General features: G+C 43.3%; 21 protein-coding genes and 2 tRNA genes. 11 read left to right on the top strand and 12 right to left on the bottom strand.

Going from position 1 to position 24,834, the window contains the following annotated elements; all coding sequences use genetic code 11:
- Positions 1-95: 95 nt before the first annotated feature.
- A complete protein-coding gene (locus BDE36_RS16465) occupies positions 96-1,985 on the bottom strand; it encodes a chloride channel protein (RefSeq protein ID WP_141815728.1) in 1,890 nt (629 codons plus the stop codon).
- A 271-nt stretch (positions 1,986-2,256) separates the two neighbouring features.
- Between BDE36_RS16465 and BDE36_RS16460 the strand changes: the two genes are divergently transcribed.
- The gene (locus BDE36_RS16460) at positions 2,257-2,964 is read left to right on the top strand and encodes a Crp/Fnr family transcriptional regulator (RefSeq protein ID WP_235904358.1); all 708 of its coding nucleotides are present in this window, start codon (positions 2,257-2,259) and stop codon (positions 2,962-2,964) included.
- A 238-nt stretch (positions 2,965-3,202) separates the two neighbouring features.
- On the opposite strand, the gene BDE36_RS16455 is transcribed toward BDE36_RS16460, so the two are convergent.
- Positions 3,203-4,063, bottom strand: a complete 861-nt coding sequence (locus tag BDE36_RS16455) for a glycoside hydrolase family 16 protein (protein ID WP_141815727.1) — start codon at positions 4,061-4,063, stop codon at positions 3,203-3,205.
- Between the two features lie 150 nt (positions 4,064-4,213).
- Here BDE36_RS16455 and BDE36_RS16450 point away from each other — a divergent pair, with 150 nt between their 5' ends.
- Positions 4,214-4,528: a transposase gene (locus tag BDE36_RS16450; RefSeq protein ID WP_141815524.1), complete on the top strand. Its 315-nt coding sequence runs from the start codon at positions 4,214-4,216 to the stop codon at positions 4,526-4,528.
- Positions 4,525-5,502 carry a DDE-type integrase/transposase/recombinase gene (locus tag BDE36_RS16445; protein WP_211360926.1) on the top strand — a complete coding sequence of 326 codons (978 nt, stop codon included), beginning with the start codon at positions 4,525-4,527 and terminating at the stop codon, positions 5,500-5,502. The genes BDE36_RS16450 and BDE36_RS16445 overlap by 4 nt, the downstream gene beginning before the upstream one ends.
- 41 nt (positions 5,503-5,543) lie before the next feature.
- On the opposite strand, the gene BDE36_RS16440 is transcribed toward BDE36_RS16445, so the two are convergent.
- From BDE36_RS16440 to BDE36_RS16415, 6 genes are all read right to left on the bottom strand, one after another.
- Positions 5,544-7,082 carry an alkaline phosphatase family protein gene (locus BDE36_RS16440; protein WP_141815726.1) on the bottom strand — a complete coding sequence of 513 codons (1,539 nt, stop codon included), beginning with the start codon at positions 7,080-7,082 and terminating at the stop codon, positions 5,544-5,546.
- A 23-nt stretch (positions 7,083-7,105) separates the two neighbouring features.
- Positions 7,106-8,206, bottom strand: coding sequence for a family 43 glycosylhydrolase (locus BDE36_RS16435; protein WP_141815725.1), 1,101 nt, complete (start codon positions 8,204-8,206; stop codon positions 7,106-7,108).
- Positions 8,207-8,236: 30 nt separating this feature from the next.
- The gene (locus tag BDE36_RS16430; protein ID WP_141815724.1) at positions 8,237-9,997 is read right to left on the bottom strand and encodes a RagB/SusD family nutrient uptake outer membrane protein; all 1,761 of its coding nucleotides are present in this window, start codon (positions 9,995-9,997) and stop codon (positions 8,237-8,239) included.
- 19 nt (positions 9,998-10,016) lie between these two features.
- Positions 10,017-13,466 (bottom strand): SusC/RagA family TonB-linked outer membrane protein, encoded by a 3,450-nt coding sequence (locus tag BDE36_RS16425; protein WP_141815723.1) that lies wholly within the window; start codon positions 13,464-13,466, stop codon positions 10,017-10,019.
- Between the two features lie 190 nt (positions 13,467-13,656).
- Positions 13,657-14,904 carry a FecR family protein gene (locus BDE36_RS16420; protein ID WP_141815722.1) on the bottom strand — a complete coding sequence of 416 codons (1,248 nt, stop codon included), beginning with the start codon at positions 14,902-14,904 and terminating at the stop codon, positions 13,657-13,659.
- Between the two features lie 80 nt (positions 14,905-14,984).
- The gene (locus tag BDE36_RS16415; protein ID WP_141815721.1) at positions 14,985-15,560 is read right to left on the bottom strand and encodes an RNA polymerase sigma factor; all 576 of its coding nucleotides are present in this window, start codon (positions 15,558-15,560) and stop codon (positions 14,985-14,987) included.
- Positions 15,561-15,754: 194 nt separating this feature from the next.
- On the opposite strand from BDE36_RS16415, the gene BDE36_RS16410 reads away from it, so the two are divergent.
- From BDE36_RS16410 to BDE36_RS16390, 6 genes are all read left to right on the top strand, one after another.
- Positions 15,755-16,228, top strand: coding sequence for an OsmC family protein (locus BDE36_RS16410; RefSeq protein WP_141815720.1), 474 nt, complete (start codon positions 15,755-15,757; stop codon positions 16,226-16,228).
- Positions 16,229-16,865: 637 nt separating this feature from the next.
- Positions 16,866-17,702: an alpha/beta fold hydrolase gene (locus BDE36_RS16405; protein WP_141815719.1), complete on the top strand. Its 837-nt coding sequence runs from the start codon at positions 16,866-16,868 to the stop codon at positions 17,700-17,702.
- Complete coding sequence (locus tag BDE36_RS16400) at positions 17,689-18,339, top strand: lysophospholipid acyltransferase family protein (protein ID WP_141815718.1); 651 nt, start codon at positions 17,689-17,691, stop codon at positions 18,337-18,339. Before BDE36_RS16405 ends, BDE36_RS16400 begins: the two co-directional genes overlap by 14 nt.
- A 251-nt stretch (positions 18,340-18,590) precedes the next feature.
- Positions 18,591-18,833, top strand: a complete 243-nt coding sequence (locus BDE36_RS16395) for a hypothetical protein (RefSeq protein WP_141815717.1) — start codon at positions 18,591-18,593, stop codon at positions 18,831-18,833.
- 18 nt (positions 18,834-18,851) lie between these two features.
- Positions 18,852-19,217: an ISAon1 family transposase N-terminal region protein gene (locus BDE36_RS24015; protein ID WP_202616981.1), complete on the top strand. Its 366-nt coding sequence runs from the start codon at positions 18,852-18,854 to the stop codon at positions 19,215-19,217.
- A 10-nt stretch (positions 19,218-19,227) separates the two neighbouring features.
- Positions 19,228-20,181: an ISAon1 family transposase gene (locus BDE36_RS16390; protein WP_420837441.1), complete on the top strand. Its 954-nt coding sequence runs from the start codon at positions 19,228-19,230 to the stop codon at positions 20,179-20,181.
- 110 nt (positions 20,182-20,291) lie between these two features.
- Here BDE36_RS16390 and BDE36_RS16385 read toward each other — a convergent pair.
- The 3 genes from BDE36_RS16385 to BDE36_RS16375 form a co-directional block, all read right to left on the bottom strand.
- Positions 20,292-20,380 (bottom strand) — tRNA-Leu (locus BDE36_RS16385).
- Positions 20,381-20,429: 49 nt separating this feature from the next.
- Positions 20,430-20,505: transfer RNA gene (locus BDE36_RS16380), tRNA-Gly, on the bottom strand.
- 80 nt (positions 20,506-20,585) lie between these two features.
- On the bottom strand, positions 20,586-21,095 hold the full coding sequence (locus tag BDE36_RS16375; protein ID WP_235904412.1) for a regulatory protein RecX: 510 nt from the start codon (positions 21,093-21,095) through the stop codon (positions 20,586-20,588).
- Positions 21,096-21,131: 36 nt separating this feature from the next.
- Here BDE36_RS16375 and BDE36_RS16370 point away from each other — a divergent pair, with 36 nt between their 5' ends.
- Entirely contained in the window at positions 21,132-23,603 is a 2,472-nt protein-coding gene (locus BDE36_RS16370) for a bifunctional UDP-N-acetylmuramoyl-tripeptide:D-alanyl-D-alanine ligase/alanine racemase (RefSeq protein WP_141815716.1), read from the top strand.
- A gap of 48 nt (positions 23,604-23,651) precedes the next feature.
- Positions 23,652-24,299 carry a DUF502 domain-containing protein gene (locus BDE36_RS16365; protein ID WP_141815715.1) on the top strand — a complete coding sequence of 216 codons (648 nt, stop codon included), beginning with the start codon at positions 23,652-23,654 and terminating at the stop codon, positions 24,297-24,299.
- On the opposite strand, the gene BDE36_RS16360 is transcribed toward BDE36_RS16365, so the two are convergent.
- On the bottom strand, positions 24,300-24,830 hold the full coding sequence (locus BDE36_RS16360) for an O-acetyl-ADP-ribose deacetylase (protein WP_141815714.1): 531 nt from the start codon (positions 24,828-24,830) through the stop codon (positions 24,300-24,302).
- Positions 24,831-24,834 lie beyond the last annotated feature (4 nt).

The following is a 24,834-nucleotide window of genomic DNA, read 5'->3' as shown; positions in this document are numbered from 1 at the left end:
CGACTAAGATATTTTGCCCTGGCAACTACAGCTGTCCATACTCCCGCCCTGCATATACCGGATTCATCGCTATGCATGTCAGAATTATTTATGCTTTACTTTTGAGAATTCAGGCGTATTTTTTCAGTATTAACTAGTCGTTTGCCTTTAATTAATACCTTCATATGTTGCCTTTTAAGCGATAGATCCACAGCAGCCTTATGGTTTTCATGATGGTTTAATTGATAAGCGGATAAGACGTCCTTGTAGGTAAGAATAGCATTAACTGTATTATTATCATTTGATGAGACTACTGGCAGAAAATCTTCAGTCGATTCCGACATGAGGGTTACTGCTTTTGAAAGAGTGTCATCAGATCTTAGGATAGCGATGTTTCGATTGGTGATTTCTGCTATTGAAGAATCAGGATTCCGACTTTCGTTAAGAATATTGAGAGTCGTTACCGTCCCGACAAATAAACCATCCTTATCTACAACCAAAAAATGGCTCTCAGAAACAGAATAATCGCGTAAGTACTCTCTTGTTTCTGCTATGGTGTTCCCTTCGTTTATTGCAATGAGATCTTGTCTAACTACGTCCGAAACCGACATTTTTCTCAATACATCAGGCTCATATGAATCGGGGGTGTATATCCCTCTTCTGGCTATTTTTTCAGTCATAATAGTATTTTCCATAAGGAAAAAGGAAACCAGATATGATCCTGTACAAGCCCCCAAAAGAGGCAGTAAGGCATGAGACTGCATCGTTGCTTCGAGTGCGAATGTAATACTGGTTAAATAAGCCCGCGATGCTCCGGCGAACATAGACGACATTCCTACCAGGGCAGCCATTGGAACACTGATGCCTGATTGAGGAAACAAGCTCAGTATCAAAGAGCCTAATATAGCCCCGCTTGCTCCTCCAATTGTTAATAGGGGGGCCAAAGTACCGCCCGATGTACCACTCCCCAACGCTATTGCCCAGGAAAGAAATTTAAAGAAGCACAGACTCAGCATCAGTATCATAGGAACCTTTCCCGATAACATGTTTGTGATGTTTTCATATCCCACTCCGAGAGTTGCCGGAGCGAAGAAGCCAATTATACCCACCGCCAGCCCCCCAATAGCAGGCCACCACATCCAATGAACCGGAAGTTTTTCGAAAGCGTCTTCAATATAGTAGACTGCCTTAGTCAGTGCCATTGAAATAATGCCTATAATAATTCCGATAAAGCTATATATCCCCAATGCCATGTTTGATGGGATATCCAGATCTGGCATAGGGAAGACCGGTCCGGATTCAAACAGGAAATGATGGCCTGCGGCTCCTGTGATGCACGCGAGGGCCACAGGGAGGACAGCCTTTGGAGAAAATTCGAAAAGAAGGAGTTCAATAGCCAGGAAGATTGCTGCAACCGGTGTTCCAAATATGGCCGACATGCCGGCAGTGGCGCCCGCTGCCAAAATGATCTTTCGCTCATTAGGAGTAACATGAAGGAGCTGACCAAGCGTTGAACCAAAAGCTCCGCCAGTAGCAATAATCGGTCCCTCAGCGCCGAAGGGGCCTCCAGTTCCTATTGCAATAGCTGCAGATATCGGCTTTAGAAAAGCAATGGAAGGCTTAATCCTGCTTTTGTTCGTTAGAATTTGCTCCATCGCTTCAGGTATTCCGTGACCTCTTATAGCTTTCGATCCATATAAAGCCATTAAACCCACCAAAAGGCCTCCCATTGCAGGCACAACAATCACCCATAGCCCTAAAAGGTTATTGGCAGGACTATTAAAAGCAAAGTCAAAGGAGCCATAAAAAGAAATATTAGTAACCAGATTGATAAGATAAATAAGAATTTTTGCGACGAAACTGATGGCCGCTGCTGTTAATACACAGAGTGCTGAAATACGTAATAGACGCTTCTTCTGAAAGTAAGACTTCTTTATGTTCTTGTCAGAGGTATTTAGATAAGTTAAAGACGGAGAAATGGGGATTCCTTGTTTGAAAATTTTCATCTGCACATTTAAGATAGAGTGTGTAAGTGTCCGTAGTATTTTACAAAACTAGGAAAAGATGGAGTAATAAACTATTTATATGGCAATAATTTTTGTATTTTAAATCGATTGATAGTATAATTTAATATTGTTTTGGCAATATAATATTGTCTCTGATCGTTTTGCATGGGCGGCCGGAATGGTGACAGATACAGCCGGATTAATATTGAATTGGCATTAAGCTAAAAGTTTAAGCTGCTGTATAAATGTTAATTTTGTTCACCAGATGTAAATGATGAAAGAATGTAAAAACGTATGCGATACTCAGAGCTGTTTCGTATGTCAGAGATGTTTACCCGACTGGCTTCCAGCGGTGAAAGCACAACGAATCAACTTTGAAGTAAAAAAGGGACAATCAATATTTGCCGAAAATGATCTGGTATCCGGAATATACTTTATTTACTCGGGAACTGTTAAAGTTCATAAACGCTGGGATAAGGATAAGGAGCTGATAATCCGGTTTGCGAAAGCGGGGGATATTATGGGTCATTTGGGTTTGGGGAAGGATCCTAAGTACCCTGTTTCCGCTACAGCCCTGGAACCGACCGTACTGTGTTATATAGACCGGGCTTTCTTTGAGTCGACATTAAAAGTAAATACAGATTTAACGTTTAAACTAATGCATTTTTTTGCCGATGAACTTCAGCATTCCAGGAAAAGCATGCTGGACTTTGTTCATATGTCTGTGAAGGCACGAATTGCGAAATCGCTTATTGCTTTAAGGAACCAGTTTGGAATGAGCGCCGACAATACGATTAATCTGGAGCTTTCAAGGCAGGATCTCGCCTCATTCTCGGGGGCGTCTTATGAAACTCTTTTTAAGGTAGTTAATGAATTAACCTTAAATAAGATAGTAGAACTCACCGGCAGGCGAATTAAAATTCTTGATGAAGCCGAACTATTGAATATCATTAATCAGGATAACCTGAATGTTAAGTGAAGTACATATCCGCATTAGCAGGAAGCAAACGGGATTTTAATTTTATATGGCTTTGGTAAGTAATTTCTTACACCTCTACATAGAATCGAAGGTTCTCCTGTGTAATAATGTCAAGTGGAAGATACTTTATCTTGGCTGCGACCTTTTTGAAAATAATGGATTCTGCAAGCTGGTAAACACCAGACTAAGTAAGATCCTTCGCTGTAAATTCAAATGACCCCAATCTCTTTAATAGAGACTATTTCTTTTTGTATACCCTAACATAGTCAAACGCAACTGCATCAGGGAATGTTCCTAAGGCAGGATCTCCTCCCCAACCTGTAAGTTCCGCACTAAGGATTATGAATTGGTCGGTGCGTGATATTGCTTGATTGGAACTCCATCCCTTTTTACCGTCAACGTAAAATGTATATTCATTTTCGTTCCATTCTAATCCGAAAGTATGATAACCATCTACTATAGCTGGAAGGGTAATGTTGTTGCCGTAATTTTTATGATAGTCGCCATGGCCATCCCAATGTGTATTGAAATACACTTTAGTAGGTGCTGAGCGATGGTATTCGAAAATATCAATTTCAACCCCGTCTTTATCAGGATTGCCGGCTGTTCTGCCATAAGTAGGCGACTGAAGCCAGAAAGCGGTATGAGGACCAAGGCTTTTCTGCAACTTAACTCTGCATTCAAAATAACCGTACCTGGTAGCATATAGTCCTTCGGTAGATATCTGGCCGATATTGTATATTCCCTTATTGTCCCTAAAAACGGTAATTAAAACATTGCCTTTACCATCAAGTGAGATGGTTTCTTTATTTACCGTTCCGAGCTTTCTGACTACACCGTCTTGTCTGTAATTCCATTTGGTGAGATCCAATGTGGTGCCATTAAACTCGTCATTCCAAACCATTTTGTAATCCTTAATTACATATTCTGGAGTGCCGGAGCTTTCTTTTTGTTCTTCCTTTTTGTCTTCTGGATCTGCACCAGATCCTTTTTTACAAAAGGAAAACATAATTATTAGAGAACCGCTGATCAATATTTTCGAAATGAAGAACTTGTTGTTCATAGAATTTACTTCATGATTCGTTGATAATCTGCACATAGTAATTTTATCAAAAGCACTATGTGCAGAGTTTTAATTTAAACCGTTGAGCAAACGAGGCATTTCTCGCTTAGGGATTATAATGTACTAGCCCCCTAAAAGACTGGACTAAATTTTAAAAACAATTTAGAACGATTAAATTAGGGAATCATGAAAAGAGAAAGAAGGGCGTTCACCCCTGAAGACAGGCTTTCTATCATTCAAGAAGGCGAACGAGAGGGAATCACATCCACTTGCCGTAAGTATAATTTAGCACCCTCACTGTATGCCAGATGGAAGAAGAAGTATCAGAGTAAAGGCATGGAAGGTTTGAAGCCAGCCTATCACCGGGTGGATCCGGAGGTAAGAGCTCTGGAAGAGGAGAATGAGCGGTTAAAACGGATCATTGCCAGACAGGCCCTGGAGATAGAAGTAAAATCTGAGCTTTTAAAAAAAACTCCCATTCAAACCAAGACAAGAAGATGATCGTCTCTCAGTTCAATCATATGGTTCCTTCCAGCACGCTTTTATCCTGGATGGGTATGCCTGGCAGTGTGTATTATTATAAAAACAGAAACGGTAAGCGGGGTGCAAAGCCCAGTACCCATACTTTTAAACTAGATGGCTCCAGGGTGGAAAACCAGGTAGTAGTTGAAGAAATAAAAGACATTTTATCGCAGGAATTCTGTTGTTACGGTTATGAAAATGTCACCCAGGAGTTGCGTAAACAGGAATATTATATCAATGAGAAAAAGGTCTACCGGTTAATGGATGAACAGAACCTCTTATTAGGCAAAGTGATCCGGACAAGCGGAAAACGCAAGTTCGTTCAGCACCGTAAGATTCAGGCCTCTTATCCAATGGAATATCTTTGCTTGGATATTAAATACATCTATGTGCATGCCGATAAACGAAATTATTACCTGTTAACCATTCTGGATGTATTTTCCCGAAAAACGGTTGATCAGATCTTTCAGAAAAGCATCCGGCAGTTGGATGTAATTAACGCTTTCAGAAGAATCAGGCAGCAATACGGTATCAAAGGAGTTACTATCAGAAATGATAATGGATCCCAGTTTATCGCTAACAGCGTGAAGCAATACTTAAGAGCTGCCGAAGCTAATCAGGAGTTTACTCACATTGCTACACCAGAAGAAAACTCTTATATCGAGGCTTTCCACAGCATTGTTCAGCGGGAAGTGGTAGACCGGTTTGAGTTCGACAGCTTTTATCACGCAAAGCACACACTTGCAGCGCACCGCTCCTGGTACGATAACAGAAGAAATCACCGAAACATTGGTATGACCCCGTTACAGAAGTGGGAACAGAATATTCATATAACCGAAAAGAAAAGGGCAGAAAGAACGGAACTACAAGATATCAATAAAATGGCCTCCGAATTATCCCCAGATATAAACAAATATTACACAACTAATTCATTATTATTGTCCAACTTATAAGGGGTCGGTACAATAATGTGGACTGAGGTGGTCTGCTAAAATCAGGGCTTAGAGAATACACGCTCAGTTTTAGCAAAGTCAATATAAGTATACTTGCCTAAAATGGTTCGTTGTACTGTCGTTTTGTAAGTTCCCCACGATGCATGGATACTGCTAACAACATTCTCGGTTTTTGCCAGTGATGGGGCAGACACAGGCGGATTTTCTTTCAACATTTCGTAGACAACTCTACCATCCATCTGTTGTGGTATTGGAACGTTGAGCAGGTGCAGTATTGTTGGAACAATATCAATATTAGAAGTTGGTAAGTTAGTTTCAGTATTCTTCTTGAAGCCTGGGCCCGATCCCATCAAAGCAATATGTACTTCATAGGGGCTAGAACCACCATGGCCTGCAGGGCCACCTGCAAAACCGGCGCCCTCATACCCAAATTTGTTTTTGCGGTTATCCCAGTACTCGGCCACCAGTATGTCGGAAGCACGCGTTGGGTGGTCCCAGTGAATGGTTTCATAAGAAATAGTTCCGTCAACCCAGCCTTTGGTGTCGCCTGGTTTCTTGCCTTTTGTAAATATTGCGCCGATAAATTTCGCTTCCTGAAGTGAGGTGACAATCTTCTTAATCACGTCCGGGTTATGGTTCTTTACATAAATTGCTCCGTCTGCTACCACCACGTCTTCAGAGGTTTTGCTTTCTTTGAGTCTTTTTTCAATCAAATGAGCTGTGATCGTTTTCTTCCCGACATGAGTCACGAAGCCATGGTCTGCAGAAACGATAACATTATACACTTCATCCAATTTCTGACTTTTTAAATGCCTGATCACTTTACCAAATTGCTCATCCACCAGTTTGAGCGCTGCTACAGCAGAGGGGGTACCGATACCATCGGCATGTGTTGTGTGATCAGGATCTGACATCCAGAGTGCACACACCTCGGGACCGCCCGTTTGTAAGCCTAGCCTTATTAATGCATCTGTAGCCCAGATGTGTTTTGCTGAATGATCGTCATGACTGGTAAACTGGCCAACAGCTTTGTATACGGTTTCTTTGTACGATTCTGGCAAGATCATATCGGGGTTGACAATGGCGCCTGCGCTCACAGTAGGGTTTTGTAACAGAGCCTGTCCTGACGAACCAGAGCTGAATACCATAAATCTCTTACCTGCTGCTTCCATCACTTCGCCGAAGGTGATGGTGGTTAGCAGTTTTCCATTTGTTGCACTGTCAATACGTAACAAATCACTGGCGTCCCCGGTGTTCAGGCCTTTCACCTTATCAACCTGTGGAAAATACACCTTATTGCCCAGGATGCCTGTCTTAGCCGGGTAAGAGCCAGTCGAGTACGCGGCCGAGTTTAATCGTGTTACAGTTGGAAAAACACTGTGATGCTGTGTAGCTAAAACACTTTGTTTTTTAAAAGCGTATAAGTTGGGCATAAGTTCAGGTGTTATATAGTCGGGCCGCAAACCATCAAAAAATACGATTAAGGTTTTAATTTGTCTGAGTTTTGAATGCTTTGCATGGGCACTTGCTGAAAGAAATAATAAAGCAATCGCCCAGATTATATTTTTTAGGTTATTCATTTCTCTGTATTAAAATTAAGTGGTTAATAGAAGTTAGGTCCGATCAGTTCCTTTTCCGTCAGATAGTCCGATACCAGTTCAGGCCAACCATTGTTCCAAACAATCCTGGCCAGTACTAGCGGCTTCTTATCCAAATTGTTAGTGAATTTTGGATCGCGACTGTCTATAACGTGGAACATTATCCAATCTTCTTTGCTCTTATCTGTAAAGATCTTAGAGTTATGGCCGGGAGAGCTAAATAGTGCATTGGCTTCCGCGAATATTGTTCCATTTGTTCCTACCATCAGATCTCCTCCGGTTTTATCTACATACGGGCCTAAGAGGTTTGCCGATCTGCCTACTATAATCGTCGAGCTATTGCCGTTCACGCGTGTCCCAAAAAGATAGTAAAAGTTATCCTTTTTCTGGATCAGAACGCCATCGAAATCTGCAGAAGCGACTTTCTTCATTGACGTAAAATCCGGGATTCGTTGTCCGCTGGCTGACAACGGTAAGCAATACACAGCAGATTTAACGTCGCCTGCAACATTACTGGTATAGAACAAATACTTGTCACCATTCTCTTCCTGAAAAAAGAAGGGGTGACGAGGGTTTGGTGTGTCAACCGAGTCCGTATCGAAAAGGTTTCCTGGCTTAGTTCCCATGTCTTCCATATCCTCACGCTCTACAAAGGGTCCCATTGGCGTTACGGATGTAGCAAGAGCGATACTGGGCTTCGGACTCGTAGAAGAAGCCGATGCGAATGAATAGTATACATAATACCTGCGTTCGATTTCTACTACATCCGGAGAGGTCATAGCACCCGTACTCCAACTTGGCCTGGCGTTGAATATGTTGCGTTGGTATGTCCAGGTGACCATATCGGCCGATTTCATCACCGGCATCAACCTGTTCCCACCGGCACCCACCCAGTTTTCTTCCGAGCCATAGGCATAAAACCAACCGTCCCAGGTCCTCAGTACAGAAGAGTTAAATAACGACGGTTTAACGACCGGGTTAAAAAATTTAGGAGCTTCGTAAGCTTGCTTTTCAATTACTGTTAGCTCCTTATTACAACCTGCAAGAATAGCCGCCACGAAAAGAACCACGGCATATTTGAGAATTGTTATTTTTATTTTGTTCATCTGATTTTATATTTTAGGTATTAAATCTACTTACCATCCAGGGTTTTGATCTCCAAAATTCGGGTTGATAATCAATTCTGAAGTCGGAATAGGATACAGTTTAAATTTAGGGTCATAGCTTTGACCCGCTGCACTTCCGGGTATATATCCTCCTTTATTATTCCATAAATTACCGGTGTTGGTATAAGATGGTGTCTTTGGAGATATGCCTTTTAAGAACGTTCCAAATTGATAATCATACATTGTTTCAGCTTCGTTTATATGGCTTTTCATGCGAACCAGATCAAACCAGCGATGCCCTTCTGCAAATAATTCGGCACCACGCTCATCCAGAATTTTTTTTCTGAAACTCTGCTTTGTATAAACGGTATTGGTAGGGATTAGAGTAGGGTAATTGCGAGGAATTCCGTCTCCTTTCCTGGCCCGGATACGCAATTGATTAATCAGATTAATTCCTTCTACACTAGGTCCATTTAATTCATTCAATGCTTCCGCTTTAATTAACAGAATCTCAGCATATCGCATAATGAAGAAATCATTGCCATGATTCCTGCTGTCATATCCTGCTCCGTCAACATATTTCCCTATAATGGATGTAGTCGCTGCAGTGGCACCGGTTTGATTGTTTGACTGGGGACCTACATATGGATACTGATAAATATACCTGAAATTCTGGCCGGTCACGGTATTCAATCCTGTATTCGATCCACGGGGGAAATATGACTTTTCTGAACGGTAATCGTAAGTAAGTCCTGGATAATAAGGTCTGTTGTCCCCATAATCGCCAGTGAAGTAAATATCAGTATACCAAGGTTGCGGCCTGATGTCGGCAGAACCACCACCAGTTGGCTTATTGCCGGTTACGCCATGGGAGTTCGAGCCTAAAAAACGATAAGCGAACTCTGATCCTGAAGACCCTAAACTTACCTTGAGTGGATCAGCAGTAAAGCGAATGCCAAAAATTACTTCTTCGTAGGCTGCGGTCTCCTGCGTTACATCCCATAACTTGCCATAATCATTCAATAGAACATACTGGCCACTATTGATAACAGAATCGCAATAATTAACTGATAGTTGATAATACGATTGATAATCTGCTTTTCCTTCTCTGTCGAGATAATTTGCATAAGTCAAATAAGCTTGAGACAATAAGCCTTGTGCCGCACCTTTTGAGGCACGTCCCAGTTCTGTTGCTACAATAGCTGTGCGAAGCGGAAGCCTTTCTGATGCATTTTTGAAGTCTTCAAAAATCTGCTTGTATACTTCGTCAACAGTGTTTCTCTTAATATAGAAATCACTATCAACTTTAACTGACTCTACACGAAGCGGCACGCCACCGTACAACCTCACCAGATAATAGTAAGAGAATGCCCTTAGAAAATAAGCTTCTCCATACGCACGCTTTTCAAATTCATCGCCAAAGTCCTTACTGTCTAATATATCGATCAAATTGTTCGCATTACCGATGACCGAGTACAGGACATTCCAAAAGGAACTGGTATATCCTGCGTCAAATGCCTTTTGAGAGAATTTCGCGGGATCCGTAGTCACAGTAGCATAAATGTCGTCACCCCCTACAAACAAAAAACAGAAAACACCGGTAAACTTGAATGCGTCCGGATTGTTCAGATTGGCATAAGCGCCATGAATCACCGCGGTTACATCCGCTTTAGAGTCGATATTTTTTGCGGTGATCGTATCTGGTACAGTTTCATCAAGCGAACATGACTGTATGGCAAGTAATAGTGCCCAAATCACGGCAACATATCTTGCAGCTTTAAGTATTTTCATAATATATAGTTTTATCGACTTAGTAAGATAATATCAGCCCTAAAGAAAACGTCCTGGCTTGTGGCAAGGTGCCGTAATCCACACCACTCATCAAAGCAAAGTGCCCCTGAGAATTGATGCTTGGGTCATAACCTGAATAATTGGTTATGGTAAACAAGTTCGTACCCGAAACATAGGTTTTAATTGTTGATCCCTTAGCGATCCGGTCCATCTTAAAGGTGTATCCAACATTCACGTTTTGTAACCTCACAAATGATGCATCCTCTATCATGTAATCGGGGAATCTATTCCCAAAACGAGCAGCGTCACGGTTGGCGCGCGGGTACTTGTTGCTCGTGCCTTCTCCCCGCCAACGGTTGTTCCACGCATCCATAGAGACATTGTAGGTGCCCAGGTTAGTCAGGGATCCGATCAGCCATTGATTCAGGTTAATCAATTCATTGCCGAAACTGCCTATAAAGGTGAAGGCAAAATTCCATCGCTTATAACTTACATTACTACCGAACCCAATTGAAAAGTCAGGATTTGGCTTCCCAACAATTGTTTTATCGTTTTCATCAATTTTGCCATCGCCATTAATGTCCTTAAACCTTACGTCACCTGGACGATAGGTTGATTTAGCCGGATCATTTGCAATGTTGGGATCGTTGAGGATCTCCAATGGATTCTGATAAACGCCTGCACTTTTATAGGCCCAAAATGAAGAGATCTGTTCTCCAACTTTAGCAACCTGTAAAGCTTGACCAAGGAAGTTATTGCCACCATTCAGATATATACCTCCATAGATCATATTGGTTCCCCCCATACTGATCACCTTATTCCTGTTGAAAGAAGCGTTACCAAACATTGACCAGTCAAGGTTTTTCGTCCTCATCACTTGAACACTGGTTTCCAAATCCAACCCCTTATTGGTCACCTCTCCTGTGTTAGTACTATAGCTTCTAAAGGTTGAAGATGCAGGGATACTTAAGCCAATCAGCAGATCCGTGGTTTTTTTTGAATAAAAATCTGCGGTGAAAGTAATCCGGTCATTGAATATACCAAGATCGAAACCAGCGTTTACAGAGGCAGTAGTTTCCCAGGTTAGCAAGTGATTTGGAAAACTGTTATAATTCAATCCCGGTAAAATACGATCACCAATAGTAACATAGTCAATAGAATAATCGGCCTGAGTAGCACCGATAGCTACGTTCTCGCTGCCAGCAATTCCATAGCTGGCTCTTAACTTCAAGTTGTTCACCGCAGGAATAGCTTTTTTGAAGAACTTCTCACTCGCTACGTTCCATCCTAATCCCACAGATGGAAAGAAATGCCACTTATTGCCTGGTGCCAAACGGGTGGCGCCGTCAGAGCGTCCGGTTAGTGTCAATAAATACTTTGAGTCATAGGAATAGGTTACCCTGCCCAACACCGATTGCAATGCTCTGTTTTTGTTGGTGGTGAAATACGTTCCCTGTTTATCTGCCAAAGCAAAATTCTCGTAGCCTAAATCATCCGACGGGAATCCTGTACTTGTAATACTAGTGCCTTTTCTGTACCAGTATTGATACGAATATCCCGCTACGGCATTGACCCTGTGTTTCTTGAAATTGCCGTTATAATTCAGTAAATGATCGATCATATAATTGCCGTTCAAATTGTCGGCACGTGTAGCCGAACCTTCGTACTCATCACCCTGGAAGGTACCTCTGGGCCAGTACAATTGCCTTAAAGATGATACTTCATTGACGGCACCTTTTAGCTTATAGCTTAAACCTTTGATGATTTTATAATCCAGATCTATACCGGCGATCACCATTCGGGTATCTGTAACGTCTCGCAATAATTCTGTAACCAGCACAGGATTATTAGCGAAAGTAAGATCCAGATCGCCGTCATCGGTATAAGCCATACGTAAAGGCGTCGAAGCAATTGCGCCAATTACTGCAGAGGAGGCAAATACGCCCTGGGTATTCGATTGCGCACCATAAGTTCGTTCGGTCAAAGACAAATTGGAACGTATAGCGAGGGACAATTTCTTAGTGATATCCCGATTGAAGTTGAAACGTAAACCTCCTTTTTTAAAACCAGCATTGTTCAGTATACTTTGATTGTCGCCATAATCCAAGCTCACCCGGTAATTGCTTTTGCCGATCAATCCTGATGCAGTCAACTGATGTTCCTGTGATTTGGCCGTGCGGTAAACCAGATCCTGCCAATTATGACCTCCATATTGTTCGGCGTTTGCAGTCATCTGCTCCTCGGTATAAGCCGGACCCAGGCCATTGTTCATAGCCGCTTCGTTTCTGTACCGCATGAACGTCAAAGCGTCGGCCATTTCAATCTTATGCGGGAGATTACTTAGATCCGTTCTGAGGTTATAAGTAAATCTATCCTTATTGCCATTGGATTTTCCTGTTTTAGTAGTAATAAGTACAACCCCATTTGCCCCGCGTGATCCGTAGATCGCAGTAGAAGATGCGTCTTTTAAAATTTCAATTGACCCGATGTCCGAAGGGTTCAGCGAGGCCAACGGATCCAGGGGAGGAGTTTGCGACTGCCAGTCGACGTTTATACCAGCTGAAGTTACGCCCAAGCCAGACTCGATGGGCTGACCATCCAGGACGATTAAGGGTTGGTTGTTTCCCGTAATGGAAGTCAGGCCGCGAATGTTAAACGTCATACCGGAACCCGGCTCACCGGTATTGTTCAGAATGTTGACGCCGGAAACTCTGCCCAACAATGCCTCGGGTACAGAAACTACTTTGTTTTCATTGTTATCCCCAATTTTAACCGAACTGATAGATCCGGTAAGGTCGCTTTTTTTAACGACGCCGTAACCAACAACAACAACAACTTCACTCAGATTTGTTACGTCTATCTTTAAGACTACATTTAAAATTGCATTGTTGTCAATCCTGCGTTCTACGGTACTAAAACCAAGGGAACTGAAAATCAGTACCTGGCCCGGGCTTGCCTGAATGGAGAAATTGCCATTTACGTCTGTTGCGGTGGCGGTCCGAGTATCCTTTAGCTTCACGCTCGCGCGCGGCACAGGGTAACCATCGCTGTCGGTGACTTTTCCCCGGACGATCGATTGTAAGGGTGGCTTATTTTGAGGTACATTTTTACGGCGTGCGATAAAAATGGTCTTCTCCTTTATATAATAGAAAGCGGGTTGGTTGGCCATCACGGTAGACATAAATGCGGACAATGGCATATTTTTCACCTCTATTGTGACGGGATTGGCCGATTCTTCAACATCAGAGGTTAAGATAACCATATAGTCGGTTTGCTTTTTAACCATTTCCAAAACTTCCTTCAGCGGGCGGTTGTTCACCGAGAGAGTTACCGTCTGAGCGTGCGTTTCGGCTCTCAGCTGTAAGCAAAAAAGCAAGAGGAATATGAAGGTCATTTTCATAATCAGCAATAATTGTTTTACACGCACAGGCATAGTATAGCCCTTGGCGTATATTCTCTTTTTTTTCATTAAATTTGATACGTTTGGATGGTGTTTAATCTAATTACACATGTTCTCCTTGCAGAGGAATCCGAGCATCGCAGGGAAGTGTTGGTAGCACTTTCCTGCTCTGTGATTAGTTGAGTAATAATCTGTTCATATTTCCTGGTTTTGTTTGTTTATAATTTTTGTTAGTTGAAAGCGTAGCATATCCAATAGTTTATTCTATAATTAAGGTTCTATCCATAAGGCGGAGGTTCACGCCTAAGTCCTCAAGGTATGTAAGTACGGTCTTTAACGTTACATCCCGTTTTATTTCACCAGTAAAACGGATGTCGGGAATTTCTTTCGTCAAATACACCACCTCTACATTATACCAGCGCGATACCTGCCGCATCATCGCAGTAAATGGCGTTTTGTTGAAATAAAATGTTCCGTGCCGCCAGGAGGTAGCCATAGCGATGTCAGCATCTCTTTTTTTGAGGTTTAACGGGCCTAAGAGACTTTCCTCGCCGGGTATCAGCAGTACCGATTTTCCATTGAGCGCATTTACTTTTACAGAACCGTAAACGAGTGTTGTGGTCACTTGTTCCTCGTCAAAATAACTGTTAACGTTAAACTCAGTGCCTAGAACCTGTATTTCCTGTCCCTGTGATCTGACTACAAAAGGAATGTTACGTGATTTATGTACTGCAAAATACGCCTCACCAGTCAACTCGATTATACGCTGCTTCACGCCATGAAAGTCAGAGGGGAATTTAATGGTTGAGGCTGCGTTAAGCCAAACCTTAGTTCCATCGGGTAATACAATCTGATAAGTACCCCCCCGGGGTGTGCTTACCTGCATGGCTTTGCGCTCGTCCATTGCTGTTAAAGTTCCTGATATTCCACTGCCTGGTAAATGTCCGATTGTCCAGCCGCCGGTCATGCTGCCCCAATCCTGTCCGCTGGTTGGGAATGACGCAGTCTCAGGGTTTTGATTTAAAGGTTTGGCACTCTCTGAAGAGATGGCCAGTTCCTCTCCATCATTGTACCTCAATTTTGAAGTGTCAATTACAACCCCCGTTTTTGCATCACTTAAGTTAATAGTTTTTCCGTTAGACAGTGTGAGAGTTGCGGTGTTCTTGCCGGGCAGAACATCATGTTGAGTTGCGAATTGTGTACCGCGATTGAAGTTTGTTTGATGGGGCTTATAATAAACCCAAACACCAAGCATAATTAACACTGCTGCTGCGGCAGCGGATCTGAGAAATGGCCAAAGTCTGGTTGTTTTTCTTCGCGCAGGCGTATTGGCATAAATTACCGCCCACATCTCTTGATCAAGACTGCTATAGTTTGGTTCAGGCAGGTCATCAGCTTGATGACTGGCATGCTCAAGGTACCAGCTCTCTACAATTGCCTTTTCCTCAGCAGTCGCCTTACCAGAAAGGTACTTATCAATAAGCGCTTTTGGTGTTTCTTTTTTCATCCTTACAATGACCTTGTTTATATTGGTATACAGCTAAGACACGCAACAAAAGTCAATGTTGTATAGGGAAATGAAAATTATTATAAAAAGGGGAAGAAGACATTCATGCTGTTGCCGAACTTACCTCTGAGAATTCTTATCGCTTTATTCATTTGGGTCTTTACCGTAAGCTCAGATATATTCATGGCGATGGCGATCTGCTTATAAGAAAGGTTCTGCTTTCTTTTCAATTCAAAAACCTCCCGCATGCGAGGCGGCAGATTTTCAATCTCCTTCTCAATCTGTTTGGCCAGCATTCGCTCCCCGGCCAGGTGATCTGTAACATTCGAACCCGCAGTCATGAAATCGCCGAGGCTCTCCAGGTGCACATTGGCAATTTTATTATGTCTGTACCAATTCAGGATTTTATTTCGTGTACTCGCATACAAATAAGGAGATAATGCCGTTTGTGCGTCAAACTCCGTAGCCGCTGTCCACAACGATATGAAAACATCCTGAACAATATCCTTTGCCGCCTCATCTATATGCAATAATTTCCTTGCGTGCCTGTACAATAAAGGCCAATATCGTTGATATACTTCAGAGAATGCAGCTCTATCGCCCGACCGTAGCAAGGCCGTTAGCTCTTGATCAGAATACGAATGATAGGCAATCATGGGCTTAAATGTAACCAAATTATTTCAAATGCTATTAGTTAAATGGAGCTCCTAAACGTCTTTCCAGACCGCATTTTTGTAGAGTCCGCCCCCATTGATTTTTAGCTGTTTTTTAATGATAATGGAGACGTTAGATAAGATGATAGCTTTTACACCGTCTAACGACTCTCAATAATTCCCCTTACTTTTGTTATATGAAAGAACACAGCTACAAAGTGAAAGTTAACTGGACAGGGAATCCTGGAGAAGGAACCTCAGCCTATAATTCGTATAAACGAACACATACCATCGAAGTAGAAAACAAAGCAGTCATTCAAGGCTCATCAATGCCGCAGTATCGGGGCGATGCAGATCTGCATAACCCAGAAGATCTCCTGTTGGCTTCTGTTTCGTCATGCCATATGCTTTGGTACCTGCATCTCTGTGCAACTGCCGGCGTTATTGTTGTAGATTATGAAGACAATGCCGAAGGGATTATGGTAGAGGAACCTGACGGAAGCGGACGTTTTACATCCATTATACTCAAACCCGTTGTTACCGTTGCCCAGCCTTCGATGGTAGAAAAAGCCCTTGAATTACACAAGGATGCCAATCGCCTTTGTTTTATTGCTAACTCCCTCAATTTCAAGATTGGGCATCTTCCGGAGTGCAAAGCTCAGCAAGCGTGAGTTAATGAAAGTTTATATGCCCTATATTCTCGTCACGGCATGTCCTGACTCTTTCGGCTTTGTAATTCTTTCGCTATTTCACTCTCCAGCATTTTATTGTTTTTAGAGTTTCTAAGGATTGCAACCGTTAATAGCAGGGGAAAGAATGTAAAAAAAGTAAATCCGTTTTTACGGCACTATAAACCACAATTCCAATAGTAAACCCTATGAGCGCATTATCGAGAATTTTATTGGTTTTTATTTTCTTTATTTTTTCTAGTAGTACTTCATCGCTTAATTCAGATAGATTTTCAAGTTCCATGTCTTCCTTTTGGATTTTTTAATTTGTATAAAACGTAGAGATTAAGAATCGATAGGCAATCGAAACCCGGTTACTAATATACAAAAGGATATGAATTAGTGATACGGTTTTTGATACAGAGTACTGCTTTTATGCGCAGAAGGGCTGTCACATATCATTTTCTTATCGAACATGCCGTGCAAGAATCATCTGTGGCAAATCGTTTCAACAAGGCCATGCATGTAGGAGCCTACGAAGCAGTTAGGTAAAATAGCTGCAATAAATGAACGGGCATTTCCTCCAGCTATTTTGAAACTTATAGGATAAACGTATTTTTGGACCCTTATTACCGGTTAATTGGCAGTATTCTCTAATAATAAAGTTCGCCTGCATTACTATACATATGGTAAGGGCCCCGAAGCTATGCTCGCTTTTCATGGCTTTGGCATGAAAGGCACGCAATTTTCAGTGCTTGAATCGGCATTTGCAGAACGCTATACTATTTACAGCTTCGATTTGTTTTTTCATGGTCATACAGAACTGCTTGAAAGCTCGCTGGAGGTAATACGCCGGGGCCTGCATTCTTCAGAATTTGGCAGCTACATCGCCGAATTCATGCAGGAAATGGGTTTTAAGAAAGTTTCTCTGCTGTCGTATAGCATGGGAGCGCTGATGGCACTGTCAATTATCGAACAACTGGGGAATAAAGTTGACCATGCTTATTTTATTGCGCCGGACGGTATACGACCCAATACGCTACTCCAGATCGGATCGCGAAACATAATTATAAACCGGCTGTTTTATAAGCTCGTTTACAGTCCCAAAACAGTTAATCTCATATTGAACAGCCTCTTAAAATATCGTTATATTGATGATCCGCTGTACCGGATTCTGCGGGGTGAGTTCGGAACCGAAGCCTCAAGGCTTACCTGTTATCAAGTGATCACCTACTTCGCCGGTCTTCGTTTTGACAAAACGAAGCTTGCTGATATCATTAACAGGAACCGGATAAGCACCTATTTTTACTTTGGAAAAACCGACCGGTTGTTTCCTCCATCAATTGGCCGGGAGTTTTCGGCCATGCTGGAGAATTCATCATTGCATATACTCAACACTGGCCACGAACTTGTAAATGAAGGACTGGCTGAAATAATCACCAGCCATTTGCAGTTAGTACAATATGATCCGAGATAAGCCTATAAAGAATTTGAAATGGTTTTTTACACATATCGTAGAAAAAACAGTTCTCCGTAAATTTGCCAGCATTCGTTTTGTAGAAAGCCCCGAAATTGATTCTGAGCAGGCGTGTCTCGTTTTGATGAATCACTACAGTTTTAACGATGGCGCTATATTGCATCGGCTTAACCGTCAGCTGTTAAAAAAGCAATTCAGGGTAATGGTGGTAGAAGACCAGCTGAAGGCTTTTATTCCTTTGAAGTATGTTGGCTGTTTCTCTATCAGGAAAGCTTCGCGAGAAGTTATCGAGTCACTCAACTACGCTGCCGGACTTCTGAAAGACCCTAATAACATGCTGGGGATTTATCCTCAGGGAGAAGTTTATTCACAACACCTTGAACGAATCCATTTTGAGAACGGTTTATCGGTCATCCTGAAAAAATCATCTAAAACCACCTTTCAGGTGATCTTTGGTGTTACCTTACTGGATTACCTCGACAGCTTTAAGCCACATGCAAGGGTATATCTCAGCGAATATGCCGGCGATCGCGATCTGAAGAAAATGGAATCTGCTTACAATGAGTTCTATGCTTCATGTAAGAACAAACAGCGTAAACTGCATAATCCACCTTCGAGAACACTGTCAGAGGAATGAATAACCGGGTACTTGCAACGGATCTCATCTTCTAATGTAATCGTGTTATTTTGGGTATTGATCTGCAGGAGCTGCTATCGGGTTCAAAACGTGTTTTATCGGAGTTTGTACGGGAGCTTTGTGTTCGCATGACCTCGATGGGCACGATGATGTCCCTCCGAGGTTTACCCCACACAACTGCACTGCCAGAGCTGGAGGTGTGGCTCGTTGTCACAGAGGTGGCCCGACGATTGAGAGTTCCCGAACGAACCATGGACTCCTATAAAACCCATGGAATACTGAAGACCTGTCGTCGTATCGCCGCCGGGATTATTACCACGGATCCGAATCCGACATTTTTCGTTTGGAATGATTTGATTTTGTTAAAGGCACTGCCCAACGGTGTCTTTAACCCCCTTTTACCGTACCATGGCCGTACCATAGCCGGGGCTTGGCCCGGTGTTGTAGGAACAGGGACAAAAGTTGTGGAGAGAAGAGTAAAAGTAAGATATTAGCGGGCATAAAATCCATAAATGCACGAGTCGTTTAAAGCCCTACTTCCCTTGATTATTCCTGAAGGAGTATCCGATTATTTCCAATTGACAGATCACAAAAAAGACACTAGCGGGATTCATATTTACCTGGAAGAGATCAACTCCACTCCGGTGGAATACAAGACCAGTAAGTTGCTCTCAAAGGGCTTCTTTGATGAAGTCATTCTGCAGGACTTTCCTATACGGGGACAAGAAGTGTATTTGCATGTTAAGCGACGCAGATGGTGGAATCTGGATACAGGAAAGGTCGTTCACCGGGATTGGCGTGTTGTGGCAACAGGAACGCGGATCACCAGTGATTTCGCGGCTTTTTTAAAAGCAATCAGCCGATACCCAGCCGCATAGTCTACAGACGATTGCCTCCTTTTACGGGATCAAAGGGAAGAAGCTGCAGCGCTATTATCGCGATCAACTCAGTGAATACAAGAATTGGGAGCACTGTACCGATGCCCGTAAAGGCCTGATCTTCCCACAGAACATCGGTCCTTATCTCTCTATAGATGAGACCAGTCTTTCCCAGGGTGAGCTCTATACGGTGGTCACCAATAAAGAAGCCAGAGGCAAAAAGGGCACTCTGGTTGCCATTATGGAAGGTACCCGTTCAGAGAACATCATTCCACTGCTTCAAAAGATCCCCCAAAGACTGCGAAATAAGGTCAGAGAGATCACCCTGGATCTGGCGGGCAACATGAGTCTGATCGCTAAAAAGTGCTTCCCTTTGGCCTCTCAGGTCATTGATCGCTTTCATGTGCAGCAGTTAGCCACAGAAGCGCTGCAGGAAATACGGATCAAATACCGCTGGGAAGCCATTGATGCAGAGAATCAGGCTCTGGAAGAAGCCAAAGCAAGTAAAACAAACTATTCACCTGAAGTATTATCCAATGGAGATACCTTAAAGCAGTTACTGGCCAGAAGCCGCTATCTGCTCTACAAGGACCAGCAAAACTGGAGTGCAGAACAGGCAGAGCGGGCTTCCCTGCTCTTTGAGCGATATCCTTCCCTGGAGAAAGCCTATCAGCTAACCCGGGGCTTATCCTGGATATTCAGCAATACCAAAGATAAGCTCTACGCCTTTGCAAGACTGGCCCGATGGAATGAGAAGGTGGAGCAATCCGGCTTTAAATCTTTTAATACCATTGCCAGAACCATCACGCTCCACCACAACAATATCCTGAACTACTTTGATAACCGAAGTACAAACGCTTCGGCCGAATCGTTCAACGCCAAAATTAAAGCTTTCAGAGCCCAATACAGAGGCGTAGGAAATGTAAACTTTTTCCTCTTCAGACTCATGAAATTATTTGCTTAGTCCACAGGTTTTGGAACAGATCCCATTTATTCCGCTTGATCCGATTTTCGGCGGATCCGATATGGCACAAAAAAAGGTTGCTCACGATTTATGAACAACCTCAGTTTTTCTGGTACTCGGGGCGGGAATCGAACCCGCACTCTCTGTAAGGAGAACAGGATTTTAAGTCCTGCGTGTCTACCAGTTCCACCACCCGAGCAGGTTAAAGAACCTTTTAAAATTTAAATCCCTTCTTTTGGGGAAGGGATTGGAGCGAAAGACGAGATTCGAACTCGCGACCCCAACCTTGGCAAGGTTGTGCTCTACCAACTGAGCTACTTTCGCATGGTGTATTCCGTTTTGGTGATGCAAATATAGACAGAAAAGGATGTTTGTCAATATCAAATTGTGTTTTTTTTTAAACTTTATAGTAAATCGCTGGAATTCAGGATATCAAAAATAAGGTCTTTTTCGAATCCCTTCGCTGCGGCATACTGGAGCAGCTTCTGTTTCTTCTTTAAGTGGTTGCTTTCCTTTACTGCTGCATTCTTTTTTTTGAGGAGGGTTTGTAGTGTGTCAAAATAGAGCCCGGCATCAATCTGCCGCAGGGCTTTATTTATGATCCCCGGCGGAACGCGTTTGTTCTTTAAGCCAGCAACGATCTTTAATCTTCCCCATTTCTTTATCCTGAACTTGCCGAGTGCGTAGGCTATTGCAAAACGCTCTTCGTTAAGAAAGTTGGCTCCGATGAGTTCGGATATCAGCTCTTCTACCTCGGCAGTCTTCAATCCATAGCTATATAACTTGTCGCGTACTTCCTGCTGTGAGCGCTCCTGGTAGGCACAAAAGCTTCCGGCTTTTGCAAGCGCCGTCTTTTTATCTATTGATTTATTAGGTGTTCTGCCGGTATCCATTTCAATTCGTAAAATTATCATTCAAATACTGAAAAATTAACTGAAATTTGGGGACAAATGTACCATATATCATATTCTATCGCGGAGGTGAGCAAATTGATTGACGCAAGGTCATTTACGCCCATCTCTAACGCTGCTTTACATACGCTTGCTTTCGACAGCAGGAAGCTAGGCGATATCCATCACGCCCTCTTTTTTGCTTTACAGGGTCGTAGAAACGGACATGAATTTATTGCGGAAGCTTACGATGCAGGGGTCCGCAATTTTGTGGTCTCTGACGAGCGGTTCTTCCCGGGGAAATATACGGACGCCAACTTTTTGCTGGTTGCCGATACACTTCAGGCCCTGCAGATGCTGACAGCCCATCACCGGAGTCTTTTTGACATTCCTGTCATCGGAATTACCGGCAGCAACGGGAAGACTATTGTGAAGGAATGGCTGTATCAGCTGCTTGCTCCCGAAAAAAACGTAGTAAGGAGCCCTAAAAGTTATAATTCTCAGATTGGCGTTCCCCTGTCGGTTTGGGCGATGAGTGAGGAACACACTATGGCCATCTTTGAGGCGGGTGTTTCAAGGTCGGGCGAGATGTCGTCCCTTGAGGAGATTATTAAGCCAACCATCGGGATACTGACGAATATCGGACAGGCCCATAACGAGGGTTTTGGCTCTTTAGAAGAAAAGATTGCAGAGAAGCTGAAACTTTTTAAAGATACAGATCTCTTTATTTATTCGCCAAAGTACCTCCAGGGATATACTGGTGATATCCCCGGCAAGCAACAGTTTACCTGGTGCTGGAATGGCAAAGCCGATCTCGAGATTATCGACGGCGAAATATCCGAGGACAATAAATTCCAGTTTCTTCGGGGGAAATACCTTGGACTGGATGTTCAGTGTCTGATCCCTTTTACGGATGCTGCATCTGTAGAAAATGCGATCTGCTGCTGGGCAACGATGCTGGCATTGGGCTACTCACCCCTGATTGCGGATCAGCGGATTGAAAAGCTTCAGCCCGTACGTATGAGGCTCGAGCTAAAAACAGGAATCAATAATTGTTCGGTGATCGATGATTCGTATAGTCTTGACATCTCCTCTCTTGCTATAGCACTTGACTTCCTGAAGCAGCAGAAGCAGCATCAGCAGCGCACTTTAATCCTTTCGGATATCCCCGAAGCGGGAACTGATTCTGAAACGCTGTATACCCAGGTAGCTGCTTTACTGGAGAACAAAAAGGTTGACAGGTTGATAGGCATCGGCTCGGAAATTGGTAAACACGCCGGGAAGTTCGGCATCAGTCATGCTTTTTTTCCGGATACGGCCACCTTTCTGGAGAACCTGGATGAGCTGGGTTTGGCGAACGAAAGTATTCTGCTAAAGGGCGCACGACGTTTCGAATTCGAGCGTATCAGTAAGGCGCTGACTCAGAAAGTTCACGAGACCGTACTTGAGATCAACCTCAATGCGCTGGAAAATAATCTTAACTACTATAAATCGCAGCTTAAACCAGGGGTGAAGATCACCACGATGGTAAAGGCTTTCTCTTATGGCAGCGGAAGCTTTGAAATTGCTAACCTGCTTCAGTTTAACAAGGTCGACTACCTTGCCGTGGCGTTTGCCGACGAGGGCGTTTCGCTTCGCAGCTCGGGCATCACTCTGCCGATTATGGTGATGAACCCGGATGTGATGGGGTTTGACACCATGATCGACAACAATCTCGAACCCGAAATTTATAGCTTGAGGGTACTGAAGGATTTCATTGCGGTGCTCAATCGTAAAAACCGTGAAGATTATCCTGTACATATTAAGCTGGATACGGGTATGCATCGCCTGGGCTTTGTTGGTACAGAGCTGGAAGCTCTGCTTCCGGAATTAAAGGCAACTAAAGTAGTGAGGGTGAAAAGCGCATTTTCGCACCTGACGAGCAGTGAAGATCCGGCCTCAGATGATTTCACGAGGCAGCAGATTGCCCTTTTTAAAGAATGGACTTCATTGATTGAAAGTGCCGTGGGCTATCCTGTGATTAAACATCTTGCTAATACGTCGGCTATAAGCCGCTGGCCGGAGGCGCAGTTTGATATGGTACGTCTTGGAATTGGCCTGTACGGGATCGACAGCGTTTATCAGGGTAAGGCTTCGCCGCTTGAGACGGTGGCTACGCTTAAAACCAGCATATCCCAAATCAAGACACTTAAAGCCGGCGAAACAGTGGGCTACAACAGGAGAGGTGTTCTGCGGCAGGATGGAAAAGTTGCTACCGTGAAGATCGGTTATGCCGACGGGTACAACCGTAAACTTGGAAACGGTACCGGGAAGATGATGGTCAGAGGGAAGGTGGTCCCTACAATCGGAAGTATCTGTATGGATATGTGTATGTTAGACATTACAGGGGTGGACGCAAGGGAAGGGGATGAGGTTATTGTATTTAACAGAGATATCTCTGTTGAATGGATCGCTGAACAGCTCGGGACTATTCCCTACGAGATTCTTACGGGGATTTCCCAAAGAGTAAAAAGAGTTTATTATTATGAGTGATTTCCGGCAGCGGACTAAGTCACTCTATCATCTCATATATCTTTAACAATGAACAGAATAGTCAGGGCATTATTGAATTATTTTATTAAAGGTGTTTTAGTGGTTGTCCCTTTAGGCGCGGCTGTCATGTTGATTTATTGGGTAGTGTCGTCCCTCGATCAGCTTTTGAACTTAAGCGGCGTGATATGGGTTGACCCGAAAACCGGACTGCCGGTTTATATCCCCGGATTAGGGATCCTTACGGTGCTGGTTATCATACTTTTTGCCGGTATTGTGGTTACGAATTTCATCACGGAACCGATAAAGAACTGGTTTAACCGTTGGCTGAACCGCCTTCCGCTCTTCAATTTTTTGTATTCATCCATTAAAGACCTCACTGAGGCTTTTGTTGGCGATGAGAAGAAGTTTCATGAGCCGGTGATCGTAGAAATAAACAATTCGGGATACAAGCAGGTGGGTTTTGTAACGCAGAAGGATCTTTCCAGGCTTGATCTGGAAGGAGAGGTCGCTGTATATTTTCCTTTTTCGTACTCTTTTGCAGGTCAGTTAGCTATAGTAAGTGCAGACAAGGTGCGGCCGCTTGATCTAAGTGCAAGTGAAGCGATGAAGTTTGTTGTCTCGGGAGGAGTGAGCGGACTGGATAAGCCCCATTCGAAGCAGTTTATGCAGGGAGAGGGGCGCTTCAGAAGGCCTTAATCAGAGTTTCTGATAGAGGGCCCGGTATAGCTCCTCATTTTCTTCATCATAGCATACGAAAAAGACATTTGTGATTGATGTATCATTCTCGAGAAAGTTCTTTACGGTATTAAATGCAATTTCTGCTGCTTTTTCTTTTGGGAAGCGGTACACCCCCGTGCTGATATTAGGGAAAGCAATACTTTCTATACCGTGTTTTACTGCCAGACTAAGCGAATTGGTGTAGCAATCACCTAGTTTTTCAATCTCGCTATTGTTGCCTCCATTCCATACAGGCCCCACGGTATGTATAACATACTTTGCCGGAAGCATACCCGCCGAGGTGATAACGGCATCTCCGGTTTCACATTTTCCCTGTAAGCCTACAATTTCCATGCATTCTTCAAGGATTCGTTTTCCCCCGGCCCTGTGAATAGCGCCGTCTACACCTCCTCCTCCCATTAGTGAGGAGTTGGCTGCATTTACGATAGCATCGGCAGCAACCTTGGTGATGTCGCCTTTCATGATGCTAATTCTTTCTTTCAGATCCATATTT

The organism is Arcticibacter tournemirensis, from assembly GCF_006716645.1.
In the GTDB taxonomy this organism is placed as follows: Bacteria; Bacteroidota; Bacteroidia; order Sphingobacteriales; family Sphingobacteriaceae; genus Arcticibacter; species Arcticibacter tournemirensis.
This window is presented reverse-complemented; position numbering and strand designations above follow the sequence as displayed.

Coding starts and splice junctions, on each gene's coding strand:
- BDE36_RS16420 (WP_141815722.1), bottom strand. CDS start 14,904: ATGAAAAAAGAAACACCAAAAGCGCTTATTGATAAGTACCTTTCTGGT.
- BDE36_RS16410 (WP_141815720.1), top strand. CDS start 15,755: ATGAAAGAACACAGCTACAAAGTGAAAGTTAACTGGACAGGGAATCCT.
- BDE36_RS16365 (WP_141815715.1), top strand. CDS start 23,652: ATGAACAGAATAGTCAGGGCATTATTGAATTATTTTATTAAAGGTGTT.
- BDE36_RS16400 (WP_141815718.1), top strand. CDS start 17,689: ATGATCCGAGATAAGCCTATAAAGAATTTGAAATGGTTTTTTACACAT.
- BDE36_RS16375 (WP_235904412.1), bottom strand. CDS start 21,095: ATGATAATTTTACGAATTGAAATGGATACCGGCAGAACACCTAATAAA.
- BDE36_RS16430 (WP_141815724.1), bottom strand. CDS start 9,997: ATGAAAATACTTAAAGCTGCAAGATATGTTGCCGTGATTTGGGCACTA.
- BDE36_RS16450 (WP_141815524.1), top strand. CDS start 4,214: ATGAAAAGAGAAAGAAGGGCGTTCACCCCTGAAGACAGGCTTTCTATC.
- BDE36_RS16445 (WP_211360926.1), top strand. CDS start 4,525: ATGATCGTCTCTCAGTTCAATCATATGGTTCCTTCCAGCACGCTTTTA.
- BDE36_RS24015 (WP_202616981.1), top strand. CDS start 18,852: ATGCACGAGTCGTTTAAAGCCCTACTTCCCTTGATTATTCCTGAAGGA.
- BDE36_RS16455 (WP_141815727.1), bottom strand. CDS start 4,063: ATGTGCAGATTATCAACGAATCATGAAGTAAATTCTATGAACAACAAG.
- BDE36_RS16370 (WP_141815716.1), top strand. CDS start 21,132: ATGTACCATATATCATATTCTATCGCGGAGGTGAGCAAATTGATTGAC.
- BDE36_RS16425 (WP_141815723.1), bottom strand. CDS start 13,466: ATGAAAAAAAAGAGAATATACGCCAAGGGCTATACTATGCCTGTGCGT.
- BDE36_RS16395 (WP_141815717.1), top strand. CDS start 18,591: ATGGACTCCTATAAAACCCATGGAATACTGAAGACCTGTCGTCGTATC.
- BDE36_RS16440 (WP_141815726.1), bottom strand. CDS start 7,082: ATGAATAACCTAAAAAATATAATCTGGGCGATTGCTTTATTATTTCTT.
- BDE36_RS16435 (WP_141815725.1), bottom strand. CDS start 8,206: ATGAACAAAATAAAAATAACAATTCTCAAATATGCCGTGGTTCTTTTC.
- BDE36_RS16415 (WP_141815721.1), bottom strand. CDS start 15,560: ATGATTGCCTATCATTCGTATTCTGATCAAGAGCTAACGGCCTTGCTA.
- BDE36_RS16360 (WP_141815714.1), bottom strand. CDS start 24,830: ATGGATCTGAAAGAAAGAATTAGCATCATGAAAGGCGACATCACCAAG.
- BDE36_RS16460 (WP_235904358.1), top strand. CDS start 2,257: ATGATGAAAGAATGTAAAAACGTATGCGATACTCAGAGCTGTTTCGTA.
- BDE36_RS16465 (WP_141815728.1), bottom strand. CDS start 1,985: ATGAAAATTTTCAAACAAGGAATCCCCATTTCTCCGTCTTTAACTTAT.